Annotated in this window: 8 protein-coding genes and 2 pseudogenes; 5 read left to right on the forward strand and 5 right to left on the reverse strand. The window is 67.8% G+C overall.

Annotated elements, in window-relative coordinates:
• Positions 1-110: 110 nt before the first annotated feature.
• From ASD78_RS02875 to ASD78_RS02895, 5 genes are all read right to left on the reverse strand, one after another.
• Positions 111-1,427: a M20 family metallopeptidase gene (locus ASD78_RS02875; RefSeq protein ID WP_056098297.1), complete on the reverse strand. Its 1,317-nt coding sequence runs from the start codon at positions 1,425-1,427 to the stop codon at positions 111-113.
• Positions 1,428-1,874: 447 nt separating this feature from the next.
• Positions 1,875-3,185 carry an amidohydrolase gene (locus tag ASD78_RS02880; protein ID WP_056098299.1) on the reverse strand — a complete coding sequence of 437 codons (1,311 nt, stop codon included), beginning with the start codon at positions 3,183-3,185 and terminating at the stop codon, positions 1,875-1,877.
• A gap of 412 nt (positions 3,186-3,597) precedes the next feature.
• The gene (locus ASD78_RS02885) at positions 3,598-4,590 is read right to left on the reverse strand and encodes an aldo/keto reductase (protein ID WP_056098302.1); all 993 of its coding nucleotides are present in this window, start codon (positions 4,588-4,590) and stop codon (positions 3,598-3,600) included.
• Positions 4,591-4,617: 27 nt separating this feature from the next.
• The gene (locus ASD78_RS02890) at positions 4,618-4,932 is read right to left on the reverse strand and encodes a putative quinol monooxygenase (protein ID WP_056098304.1); all 315 of its coding nucleotides are present in this window, start codon (positions 4,930-4,932) and stop codon (positions 4,618-4,620) included.
• A 35-nt stretch (positions 4,933-4,967) separates the two neighbouring features.
• Complete coding sequence (locus ASD78_RS02895) at positions 4,968-5,741, reverse strand: glucose 1-dehydrogenase (protein WP_056098307.1); 774 nt, start codon at positions 5,739-5,741, stop codon at positions 4,968-4,970.
• 105 nt (positions 5,742-5,846) lie between these two features.
• Between ASD78_RS02895 and ASD78_RS02900 the strand changes: the two genes are divergently transcribed.
• The 5 genes and pseudogenes from ASD78_RS02900 to ASD78_RS21775 form a co-directional block, all read left to right on the forward strand.
• A complete protein-coding gene (locus tag ASD78_RS02900) occupies positions 5,847-6,740 on the forward strand; it encodes a LysR family transcriptional regulator (protein WP_056098309.1) in 894 nt (297 codons plus the stop codon).
• A 276-nt stretch (positions 6,741-7,016) separates the two neighbouring features.
• Entirely contained in the window at positions 7,017-8,363 is a 1,347-nt protein-coding gene (locus tag ASD78_RS02905; protein WP_056098310.1) for an APC family permease, read from the forward strand.
• 1,583 nt (positions 8,364-9,946) lie between these two features.
• A pseudogene (locus tag ASD78_RS21765) lies at positions 9,947-11,427 on the forward strand (RHS repeat protein); the annotation flags it as partial.
• A gap of 56 nt (positions 11,428-11,483) precedes the next feature.
• Positions 11,484-11,647, forward strand: a pseudogene (locus tag ASD78_RS21770) (RHS repeat domain-containing protein); the annotation flags it as partial.
• 136 nt (positions 11,648-11,783) lie between these two features.
• The coding region (locus tag ASD78_RS21775) for an RHS repeat domain-containing protein (RefSeq protein WP_343123531.1) at positions 11,784-12,389 on the forward strand (606 nt) is incomplete at its 3' end.

Raw genomic sequence — 12,389 nt, forward strand, 5'->3', positions numbered from 1 at the left:
GGAGCGACGTGAGTCGCGACCACGCCACTCCGGCAACGGCGCAAGTTGCGGCTCACGCCGCTCCTACCCCAAGGCGAGGGCGCAGCTCTCGCTCCATCGGCAACGCGTCCTCAACCCTTCGGCTGATGCAGATAATCCAAGGTCACCTGCAACAGCGCGCGCAAGCCCAGGTCCAGCGACGACTCGTCGAGCTTGAACTGCGGCGAATGGTTGCTCGGCGCGGTCACCGGGTCCACGCCCTGCTCGGTCGAGCCGACGAAGAAGAACATCGCCGGCACTTCCTTGGCGTAGTAGGAGAAATCCTCCGCGCCCATCTGCAGCGAGGGCTCGACCACGTTGGCGTCGCCGGCCACGGCCTTGAGGCTGGGCAGCATGCGTGCGGTCAGGGCCGGGTCGTTGTAGGTGACCGGGTTGCCTTCGCTGTCGGGCACCGCCGACACCGCGGTCGCGCCGTGCGCGGCGCTGACGTGCTCGGCGACGTTCTTCAGGTCGGCGAAGATCTTCGCGCGCATGCCCTCGTCGAAGGTGCGGATGGTGCCGACCATTTCCACTTCGTCGGGAATGATGTTGTAGCGGATGCCGCCCTTGATCGCGCCGAAGGTCACCACCGCCGGCAACTTGGCGATGTCGGTGCGGCGGCTGACGATGGTCTGCGAGGTGCCGATCACGTCGGCCGCGGCGACGATCGGATCGATGCCGCCCCAGGGCCGCGAGCCATGGGTCTGGCGGCCCTTGATCTTGATGCTGAAACGGTCCGAAGCCGCCATCAGCGGGCCCTGGCGCACGCCGATCTGGCCGGCCTGCAGGGTCGAGAATACGTGCAGGCCGAACATGGCGTCGGGCTTGAAGTCCTTGAACAGGCCGTCCTTGAGCATCAGCGAGGCGCCGCCCTCCTCGTTGCCGGGCGCGCCTTCCTCCGACGGCTGGAACACCAGCATCACCTGGCCCGGCAGCTCGTCCTTCATCGCCACCAGCGCATCGGCGACGCCGAGCAGGATGCCGGTATGGGCGTCGTGGCCGCAGGCGTGCATCACGCCGGTGGTCTGGCCGTTGAACTGGGTGGTGACCTTGGACGCGAACGGCAGGTCGACCTGCTCGGTCACCGGCAGCGCGTCCATGTCGGCGCGCAGGGCGACCTTGGGCCCGGGCTTGCCGCCCTGGATGATCGCGACCACGCCATGATGGGCGATGCCGACGCGTGGCTTCAGGCCCAGCGCGCGCAGGTGCTCGGCGACCTTGGCCGCGGTGCGTTCCTCGCGGTTGGACAGCTCGGGATGCTGGTGGAAGTCGCGCCGCCAGGCGACCACCTGGTCCTTCACCTTGGCCGCCGCGGCCTGCACCTCTGGACGTTGCGCCGATTGCGCCGTGGCGGCCAGCGGCAGGGCGAGCAGGGCGCAGCTCAAGGCGACGGACAGCGGACGCTTCATCGACGGACTCCGGAAGGAAAGTCCCGATGCTAGCCGATGGGCTACCCGCGGGGCTGCCCGACCTTGGTCGATTCGCGCCGCGCCGCAACAAGATCGATGCCGAATCGACGCCGATCCCGCCCGCGCCAGCCGCCACCGATCTCTGTAGGAGCGGCGTAAGCCGCGATCGCGAACCTCCGGCCACGACGTAAGTCGCGGCTCACGCCGCTCCTACCCCAAAGCCGAGCGCGCACCTGCCGACGCCACCGCTTTCTGTAGGAGCGGCGTAAGCCGCGACCGCGAATCTTCGGCCATGACGCAGGTCGCGGCTCACGCCGCTCCTACCCCAARGCCGAGCGCGCACCTGCCGACGCCRCCGCTTTCTGTAGGAGCGGCGTGAGCCGCGACCGCGCAACTTCGGCTGCGACGTGGTCGCAATTCGCGCCGCCCCGCTCCAAAGCCGAAGACTCAACCCTGCGGCGCGCCACCCAGATAATCCAGCGCCAGCTGCAGCATCGCCCGCGTGCCGACGTCCAGCGCGCCCTCGTCCAGCATGAACTGCGGCGAGTGGTTGATCGGCGCCTGGGCCGGGTCCACGCCCTGGGCGGTCGAGCCGACGAAGAAGTACACGCCTGGCGCCGCGTTGGCGAACTGCGAGAAGTCCTCGGCCACGGTCACCATCGGCATCTCGACCACGTTGGCCTCGCCGACCGCGCGCTGCAGCGAAGGCCGCACGCGCCGGGTCAGGGCCGGGTCGTTGACGGTGGCCGGCGCGTTGTTGACCACGTCGAGCTGGGCGCTGGCGCCGCTGGCGTGGGCCAGATCCTCGGCGGTGCGCCGGAAGCGTGCGATCACGTCCTCGCGCACCGCCGCGTCGAAGGTGCGCAGGGTGCCGACCAGCTTGGCTTCGTCGGGAATGATGTTGAAGCGCACGCCGCTGTTGAACTGGCCCGCGGTCAGCACCACCGGCGTCGCGGCGATGTTGATCTGGCGCGCGATCATGCTCTGCGAGGCGAGCAGGATCTGCGCGCCGACGGTGATCGGATCGACCCCGTCCCAGGGCCGCGAACCGTGGGTCTGTTTGCCGCGTACGGTCAGGCTCCATTCGTCGGCGCTGGCCAGCGACGGGCCCGCGCGCACGCCGATGCGGCCGACCGGCAGGCCGGCCCAGACGTGCAGGCCGAACACCGCCTCGGGCTTGAAGTCGCGAAACACGCCTTCGCTGAGCATCAGCGCCGCGCCGAACGGCTCGCCCGGGCTCGGCGGGCCTTCCTCGGACGGCTGGAACACGAACATCACCTCGCCCGGCAAGGTCGCCTTTTGTGCGGCCAGCGCGCTGGCCACGCCGAGCAGGATCGCGACATGGGCGTCGTGGCCGCAGGCGTGCATCACGCCGACCGGCTGGCCGCGGTACGCCGTGGTGACCTTGGAGGCGAACGCCAGCCCGGCCGGCTCGGTCACCGGCAGCGCGTCCATGTCGGCGCGGATCGCGATCCGCGGCCCCGGCCGGCCGCCCTTGAGCACCGCGACCACGCCGGTGTGGGCGATCCCGGTCTTGGGTTCCAGCCCGATCCGGCGCAGCTGGTCGGCGATCAACTTCGCCGTGCGGACCTCGTTGTTGCCCAGTTCCGGATGCTGGTGCAGATCGCGGCGCCAGCGCACGACATCGGCCTGCACGGCGCCTGCGGCACGGTCGAGATCGGCGGGCGCGGCCTGCGCGCTCGCGGCGGTGGCGGTCGCGAGCAGGGCGCTGGCGATCAGGGAGGCGGGCAGGCGCATGCATCGGTTCCGTAGGCGGGAGTCCGATCCTAGACCAGGTCAGCGCCACGCCGGTGGACGATCGGTGATATCGACCGCCGGCCAAACGCACCTACCTGCCGGCGCCGCCGTTTTCTGTGGGAGCGGCGTAAGCCGCGATCGCGAATCTTCGGCCATGACGCAGGTCGCGGCTCACGCCGCTCCTACCCCAAGGCCGAGCGCACGCACCTGCCGGCGCCACCGCTTTCTGTAGGAGCGGCGTAAGCCGCGATCGCGAATCTTCGGCCACGACGCAGGTCGCGGCTCACGCCGCTCCTACCCCAAGGCCGAGTGCACGCACCTGCCGATGCAGCCGCTCCTACCCCAAAGCTGCGACGACGCAGCGAATACGAAACCACCGCCGATGCCGGCAGCGGCTTCGCAACACCTCCGCTCAGCCGCCGATCAGCGCCATGCCGGCCTGCGAATACCGATCGCCCGCAACGCTACCGGGCGCGAACGCATCGTCGAGCGCGGCCAGATCGCCCGCATCCAACCGCACCGCCAAGGCACCAACGTTGTCCTCCAGGTACTTGCGGCGCTTGGTGCCCGGGATCGGCACGATGTGCTCGCCCTGCGCCAGCACCCAGGCCAGCGCCAGTTGCGCGGGCGTGCAGCCCTTGCCGGCGGCCAGGTTCTGCACCGTCTCGACCAGGGCCAGGTTGCGGCTGAGGTTGTCGCCCTGGAAGCGCGGCGTCTGCAAGCGGAAATCGTCGCTCTGCAGATCGGCGGCAGCGGTGATCCGGCCGGTCAGGAAGCCGCGGCCCAGCGGGCTGTAGGGCACGAAGCCGATGCCGAGGCGTTTGCAGGTCTCCTGCACGCCGTTGCTTTCGATATCGCGCGTCCACAACGAGTATTCGCTTTGCAGCGCGGTGATCGGATGCACCGCATGCGCGCGTTCCAGCGTCGCCGCCGACGCTTCCGACAGGCCCAGGTAACGCACCTTGCCCTGCGCGACCAGATCGGCCATCGCGCCGATCGTTTCCTCGATCGGCACGTTCGGATCGACGCGATGCTGGTAGTACAGATCGATGCGATCGGTGCCCAGGCGCTGCAGGCTGCCTTCGACGCTGGCGCGCACGTACTCGGGACGGCCGTTCACGCCGCGCCGCTCGGGGTGTTCGGGGTCGAACACGATGCCGAACTTGCTCGCCAGGAACACCTGGTCGCGCCGGCCCTGCAAGGCGCGGCCGAGCAACTGCTCGTTGCTGTAGGGGCCGTACATGTCGGCGGTGTCGAGGAAGGTCACGCCCAGATCGAGCGCGCGGTGCAAGGTGGCGATGGCTTCGTCTTCGTCGGCGGGGCCGTAGGCGAAGCTCATGCCCATGCAGCCCAGGCCGAGTGCGGAAACGCGGGGGCCCTGAGGGCCGAGGGTACGGGTGTTCATGGCGGTGCTCCGTGGGGGAGAGAAGGATCAGGCGGCCGGCAGCGCCGCCGCGAAATAGCGCATGCGCACCGGCTCGGACAGCAGCTGCGGCGTGCGCGCGAAGAACTCGCGCAGGTAGGGCATGGCCAGATGCGCATCGAGCGCGGCGCGCGAACGCCAGTGCTCGTAAATCAGCAGCAGGTCGGTGTCGTCGCTGGAGCGGTGCAGGCTGTAGCCCTGGCAGCCCGGTTCGCGCAGGGTCGGCGCGATCAGCGCCTGCAGTTCGCGTTGCAAGGTATCGCCCAGGCCGGGACTGGCCTGGAGTTCGGCGATCAGGGTGAAGGTGGAGGCGTCTTGGTTCATGGCGGGTTCCTTGGAAGATACCGATGCGGCGGCGATCACTGGGTGACGTAGCCGCCGTCCATGACCAGGCCCTGGCCGCTGAAGAAGCTGGCCTGCCCGGACGCCAGGAACAGCGCCGCGCCGGCGACTTCCTCGGCCGTGCCGCTGCGGCCGGCGACGGTGGCGTTGGCGAAGGCCTGCTTGGCGGCCTCGTCGCCCCAGACGTGGTCCTGGAACGGGGTGTCGATGATGCCGGGCAGTACCGCGTTGACCCGGATGCCGCGCGGGAAATATTCCAGCGCCGCGGTCTTGGTCAGCCCCATCACCGCGTGCTTGCTGGCGATGTAGACGGCCGCGTTCTGGAAGCCGATCAGCGCGCCCATCGAGGCGTTGTTGACGATCGCACCGCCGCCGCTGCGCAGCATCGCCGCGATCTGGTGCTTCATGCTCCAGAACACGCTGCGCACGTTGGTGTTCATCACGTGCTCGTAGTTGGCGTCGTCCTGTTCCACGAACGGTGCGAAGCGGCCGTCGGTACCGGCGTTGTTGAAGGCGACGTCGAGCCGGCCGTAGTCGGCCACGGCGGTCTCGACCAGACGGCGGATGTCGTCCTCGCGGGTGACGTCGGCCTGCAGGAAGCGGGCGCGGCCGCCTTCGGCGCGGATCGATTCGGCGACCGCCTCGCCCTCGGCGGCGCGGCGCGCGGCGGCGAGCACGATCGCGCCCTCGTGGGCGAAAGCGCGCGCGGTGGCCGCGCCGATGCCGGACGAGGCGCCGGTGACCAGTACGACCTTGTCGCGCAGACCGAAACCAGGGGTGGAGGCTTGCATGGGAGTACTCCAGGTAGGGGGAAGAACCACGGAGGCGACTTTAGGACTGGCCGACTAGGCGAAAAATAGGGATTATCCGAACGAGTCTTGAAGGAGAGCTTCACAATGGCTGCGCACCCGCTCCCCGCCGTGATCGCCTTCGCGCGCGTCGCTCGGCTCGGCAGCTTCACCCGCGCCGCCGCCGAGCTCGACGTCTCGCCCTCGGCGCTGTCGCAGACCGTGCGCACCCTGGAAGAACACCTGGGCGTGCGCCTGCTCAACCGCACCACCCGCCGGGTCGGCCTGACCGAGCACGGCGCGCGTTTCCTGGCCCAGGTCGCGCCGGGGCTGGAGCAGATCGACGCCGCCTTCGACGACCTCGACGCGGTGCGCGACCGCCCCACCGGGCGCCTGCGCATCAACGCCGGCCGCATCGCCATCCGCACCCTGGTCCAGTCGCGCCTGCCGGCGTTCCTGGCGCGCTATCCCGACGTGCAGGTGGAACTGTTCGCCGACGACACCCTGGCCGACCTGGTCGCCGGCGGTTTCGACGCCGGCATCCGCCTGGGCGAGTGCCTGGCGCGCGACATGGTGGCCCAGCCGCTGGGCGGGCCGCAGCGCATGCTCGTGGTCGGCGCGCCCGACTACTACGCCCGCCACGGCAGCCCGCGCGTGCCCGAAGACCTGATCCATCACGACTGCGTCCGCCAGCGCCTGCCCGGCAGCGGCCGCCTGCTGGCCTGGGAGTTCACCCGCGCCGGCCGCGATTTCGAAGTCGACGTCGGCGGCCGCCTGATCTTCAACGACAGCACGCTGGCGCACGGACCGGTCCTGGCCGGACTGGGGCTGGCGCAGCTGTTCGACACCATCGTCGCCGACGACATCGCCGCCGGCCGCCTGGTCCCGGTGCTGGAGCAGTACACGCCCTCCTTCCCCGGCTTCTACATCTATTACCCGGCGCGCCGGCAGCTGGCGCCGAAGCTGCGCGCCTTCGTCGATTTCATGTGTCAGAACAGCTGACCGGAACAGTTGGCCGAACCAGCTGACCGAGACCGGGAAATACCTGCCGCCGCCTGAGTGGAATCCCGGATTCATGCACCGGGCCGACCGGAATAGGGTGTAGCCGTCCCCCGGCCGCGCAGCCGCGGGGTAAGTCGCGATCCGCGCCGTCATGTATCGCGCCGTGGCGATACCTGCGACCCGGATCGCGGCTTACTCCGCTGTTGCGGGGCCATACGCCTCGCCTTTGCGCGCCGAGCGTGCGAGGCTGCGACGCAGTCTCCGGGGACCTCCGCCATGAGCACAGCCGCCACGCCTGCCGACGGGTCCGCTCCTACGCAGCCGGCCGCGCTGCAGGGCGACGCCGCACTGGTGCGCGCGCTGGGGCCGTTCCAACTCGGCGCCTCGATCATCAACATCATCGTCGGCGCCGGCATCTTCATGCTGCCGGCGCTGCTGTCCTCGCGTCTGGCCAATGCGGCGCCGCTGGCCTTCATCGCCGGTGCGGTCGCGATCGTGCCGATCGCGATGTGCTTCTCGGCCGTCGGCAGCCGCGCCGCCGCCACCGGCGGGCCCTATACCTACGTCGGTGCGGCCTACGGCGCGTTCGCCGGTTTCATCGCTGGCGCCTTGATGTGGATCTGCAACGCCGCCTCCAGCGCCGGCGTCGCCGCTGCGCTGGCGGGACAAGTCGCGCAGGCCTGGCCGAGCTTCGCGCAACCGCTGCCGCGCGCGCTGCTGATCTTCGCCGTGTACGCCAGCCTGTTCGCGCTCAACGCCTTCGGCGTGCGCCTGGGCGCGCGCATGATCGTGTTGCTGGCGACCTTGAAACTCACGCCCCTGTTCCTGCTGGCCTCGTTCGGCCTGCTGTTCGTCGACTGGCAGCACGTGGGCTGGAATGGCATCGGCTCCTGGAGCGCGCTGGGCAGCGCGATGGTGCTGGTGGTGTTCGCCTATTCGGGCATGGAAACCGCGCTGGTGCCCACCGGCGAAGTGCGCGATCCCTCGCGTCACGTGCCGCGCGCGACCTTGTCGGCGATCGCGATCGTCGTGCTGCTCTACATCGGCCTGCAAGTGGTTTGCCAAGGCTCGCTCGGCGCCGCGCTCACGCACAGCGGCGCACCGATCGCCGATGCCGCCGGCGCGATCTGGGCCCCGGGCCACGCCCTGCTGCTGATCACTGCCTGCGTATCGATGACCGGCTTCCTGATGGGCAACCTGTTCGCATCCTCGCGCCTGCTGTTCGCCCTGGGCCGCGATGGCTACCTGCCGCATGTCTACGGTCGGGTCGATGCCGTCCACCGCGTTCCGCGCCTCGCTCTGGCCACCCACGCCGCGATCGGCGCAGCTCTGGCCATGGCCGGCAGCTTCGAAACCCTGGCCCTGATCTCCGGCGGCGCGATCTGCCTGGTCTTCGCCGCCGTCTCCATCGCCGCCTGGCGCGCCCAGCGCATGGACCTGCGCGAACGCGGCGAACCTTTCGTGCTCCCGGGCGGCGCGACCGTGCCGCTGATCGCCGTGCTCACGATGGTGGCGATCCTGGCCACTCTGACTTCGCGAGAGTGGGCGGCGATCGGGACGTCGTTGGCGGCCCTAGTGCTGGTATATGCCGGTTTGCGCGCTTGGCGTGCGCGGGCGGGCTGAGTTCGCGCTTTCATATTTCGCCGATGCTTGCGCTCGCGCAACAAGACATCCATCACGTTTTGCATCGCGATTCCGTCGCCAATCAGTTGATCGGGATTGGCGGTTCGGCTCTCGTCATAAAAAGTGCCGCGTGCTGTCTTGATTGCTGAGACGCACCTTCGTGATGATGCCCGCTACAACCAGTCGCAGGCACCAGGGAAGGTCATATGAGCATGAGCGGAAAGAACGTAGTCCTGTGGCTGGTGTTCTTGGTGTCCTTGGCATTGCCGGGGATTTCGCTGGCGGCGGATCAGTATTGCGCTACGCGCTACATGCCAGGCCAGCAGAATCAATGCTTCAAGACACTGGGAGAGGCCGAGGCATACATCCGCACCGAGCCATCGCCTGCGATCGGCAATGCATTGTTGGTGAGAACGAGCGAGCAGCCCACAGGCCCGGGGGTGTTGCTTCAATACCAAGTGCGCAGGATCGAGCCGACCCTTGTCGGGGACTACTACTCATCGCATGTTCCCACCGGTAAGCATCGCGGTTGCTGGGGGCCGGCTCCAACACCGGACGGGCGAGGTTGCGAAAACGAAGATCTGCTGCAAGCAGACATTCTCAACAATTACCCCTATGCGGGCGACAACTATACGGGCTCGTTCTCCGGAAGTTACGTGTTGGGTACGCCGCCGAACTGGACGGTCAGCGGTCAATTCGTAGTAGTTGCGCGCAACCCCTTCCGTGAAAACGGCATGCGCATATTCAGGGCGACATTGATTCCAAACGGCTTCTTCGAAGAGATGACCGTTGATCGTAACGATTGGTTCGAGTGCCCGACACTCTATACGCCGATGTTTCTCAACAGTGGCGATAACCCGGTGTGGCCGAAGGTATGTCGCGGCAACACCAGCGCTCAGATCACGATCTATCGTCCCGCTCAATGCAGCAAATGCCCGAAAGACGGAAATCCGTTGGTGGCGGCGACCGGAAATAAGGAATATGGCGAGGAAGATTTCTCGTGGGAAGGCTTGTCTTTTCGCCGCTCCTACAATTCCACCAACGACCTCGCGCTCTACTCGGGCATGGGTGACAACTGGGCGCATTCCTTTTCCGATCGCTTGAACATGATCGATGGACAGCCTGAAAGCTGGCGTCAGAGCGACGGCTACTACGAGCCCTTGGTTAAGATCGATGCCTCGAACTTCGCATCGCGCACATCAACCGCAACCGCAGTTTTCCGAGAGCCCGATCCCGTAGCGTATGCGCGTTGGCGCGTGACCACGGGACCCGGCCAGGTCCGCTGGTTCGACGACGCCGGCCGTATGAAGTACAGCCGCTCCGGCGATCGCGTGTTCTCCTACGAGTACTGCGAAGCCGCCGCGGTCGAGTTGGGTCAATGCCCGGTCGAAGGTTTGCTGCTGAAACTGCGCAGCCCCTCCGGCCGTACGCTGAGCTTCAGCTACACCGCGACGCCAACAGGAGGCGCCGAAGGCTCGCCGCCGCGCATCACCGGGATCTCCGCCGATGGTGTCGCAGTCGCCGCGTATATCTACGACAGCCTTGGTCGCCTGAAGTACGCCAGCCACGGCGCGCCGACCGCCATGGACAGCCGCGAATACCTCTACGCGGAACCCACCAAACTGTGTCGGGATGCGACAGGCACGGTCATCTCCGGCTGCGACCCGCAGTTCTTCGCCAACTACCTGACCGGCGTGCTCGACGAATACGGCGTGCGCTACGCGACCTACACCTATGACGACCGCGGCCGCGCCACGCTCAGCGAGCATGCGGGCGGAACCGGTCGTGTGACCGTCGAGTATCAGGCCGACGGCAAGTCCAAAGTGACGTTGCCGGAAGGGGCAACCAAAACCTACTCCTACCAGTCGCACAACACGGGCAAGGCGCCCAGCCACACGGCGCTTGCCAGCACAGACGGATCGGTCGGGGTTACCACGTACGCCGACTACACGGACGACCGCCTCAACTGGAGGATCGACGCGAATGCGTCGCGCACCACGTATCAGTACACCAACTGGCGCGAAACCAGCCGCGCGGAGGGCCTCGACTTCTGGGCCACGCCTGTAGCCACGACCCGCACGATCCAGACCGATTGGAACGCGCCGTGGGCGGCTGTGACTGAGCGTCGGACTTACAACGCTTCCAACGCCCTGGTCGGCAAGACCGCCTGGACCTACAACGCTCGCGGCCAGGCGCTCACGTCGACTGCGATCGACCCGGCGACGCCTGCGAACACCCGCACCAGCGCCACCACCTACTGCGAACAGACCGACATCACCGCCGGTACTTGTCCGCTGCTGGGCCTGGTCACCGCCGTCAACGGCCCGCGCACCGACGTCACCGACACGACTCAGCTGACCTACTACGCCAGCGATGAAGCTAGCTGTGCCACCACGCCGGCCACCTGTGCATACCGCAAGGGCGACCTGTGGAAGGTCACCAATGCCTTGGGCCAGGTCACGGAAACTCTGCGCTACGACGGCGCCGGCCGGGCACTGTCGATCAAAAACCCCAACGGCGTCGTCACCGACCTGGAATACCACCCGCGCGGTTGGCTGACCGCCAGCAAGGTCCGCGGCCCCAACGCCGGCAGCGAGACCGACGACGCCATCACCCGCTACGAGTACACGCCGACCGGCTTGGTCAGCAAGATCACGTCGCCCGACGGCAGCTACACCGTGTTCGGGTATGACGCCGCGCACCGCCTGACCACCGTCACCGACAACGCTGGTAACCAGATCGTCTACACCCTGGACAACGCCGGCCAGCGCACCAAGGAAGACACCAAGGACAGCGGCGGCGTGCTGCTGCGCACGCTGTCGCGCGTCTACAACCAGCTGGGCCAGCTCAAGACCGATAAGGACGCCTACAACCACGCCACCGGCTATGTCTACGACGTGGGTGGCAACCTCGACACCACCACCGACGCCCTGAGCACGGTCACCGACAACACCTACGACCCGCTGGGCCGTTTGATTAAGACCCTGCAAGACACCGCCGGCATCAACGCCCAGACCCAGTTCCAGTACGACGCGCTGGACCGCCTGACCCAGGTCACCGACCCCAAAGGCCTGAACACCCAGTACCAGTACAACGGCCCAGTACGACGCGCTGGACCGCCTGACCCAGGTCACCGACCCCAAAGGCCTGAACACCCAGTACCAGTACAACGGCCTGGGCGACCTGACCCAGCTGACCAGCCCGGACACCGGGGTCACCGGCTACATCTACGACAGCGCCGGCAACCGCAAGACCCAGACCGACGCCCGCAACGAAACGGCGACCTACAGCTACGACGCCCTCAACCGCGTCGTCGGCATCGCCTACAGCGACACCGCGCTCAACGTCGGCTACACCTACGACAGCACCCAGGCCGTCTGCCAAACCGGCGAGACCTTCAGCATCGGCCGCCTGACCCGCATGGACGACGGCAGCGGCAACACCCGCTACTGCTACGACCGCCGCGGCAACGTGGCGCGCAAGGTCCAGACCACCAACGGCCAGGTGTTCACCCTGGTCTACGGCTACACCCTGGCCAACCAGCTGGCGTCGGTGACCTATCCCAGCGGCACGCGTGCCGATTACACCTACAACGCCCTGGGCCAGCCCAGCGGCGTCACGGTCACCCAGCCCGGCCAAAGCCCGCAGGTCCTGCTGACCAGCGTCACCTACTACCCCTTCGGCCCCGCGGCCGAACTGGAGTACGGCGACGGCCGCCGCCTCAAGCGAACCCACAACCAGAACTACCAGCCCGGCGTGATCGAGGACGTCGGCCCGGACGGCCTGTCGCTGGGCTACGAGTTCGACGCCGTCGGCAACCTGATCAAGCTGCGCAAGGGCGACCAGTCCGAACCGCCGCTGCGCGCCTATGCCTACGACAAGCTCGGCCGCCTGACCGAAACCCGCGACGGCACCACCAACGCATTGCTGCAGGGCTACACCTACGACGCCACCGGCAACCGGACCAGCAAGACCGACGCGGGTGCCACCCAGGCCTACACCTACCCGAGCACCAGCCATCGCCTC

Origin of the sequence: Lysobacter sp. Root667, assembly GCF_001427715.1 — a bacterium.
Classification (GTDB): Bacteria; Pseudomonadota; Gammaproteobacteria; order Xanthomonadales; family Xanthomonadaceae; genus Lysobacter.

Bases quoted from the DNA above. Each gene is read 5' to 3' on its own strand.
- ASD78_RS02905 (WP_056098310.1), top strand. From the start codon at position 7,017: ATGAGCACAGCCGCCACGCCTGCCGACGGGTCCGCTCCTACGCAGCCG.
- ASD78_RS02880 (WP_056098299.1), bottom strand. From the start codon at position 3,185: ATGCGCCTGCCCGCCTCCCTGATCGCCAGCGCCCTGCTCGCGACCGCC.
- ASD78_RS02900 (WP_056098309.1), top strand. From the start codon at position 5,847: ATGGCTGCGCACCCGCTCCCCGCCGTGATCGCCTTCGCGCGCGTCGCT.
- ASD78_RS02895 (WP_056098307.1), bottom strand. From the start codon at position 5,741: ATGCAAGCCTCCACCCCTGGTTTCGGTCTGCGCGACAAGGTCGTACTG.
- ASD78_RS02875 (WP_056098297.1), bottom strand. From the start codon at position 1,427: ATGAAGCGTCCGCTGTCCGTCGCCTTGAGCTGCGCCCTGCTCGCCCTG.
- ASD78_RS02890 (WP_056098304.1), bottom strand. From the start codon at position 4,932: ATGAACCAAGACGCCTCCACCTTCACCCTGATCGCCGAACTCCAGGCC.
- ASD78_RS02885 (WP_056098302.1), bottom strand. From the start codon at position 4,590: ATGAACACCCGTACCCTCGGCCCTCAGGGCCCCCGCGTTTCCGCACTC.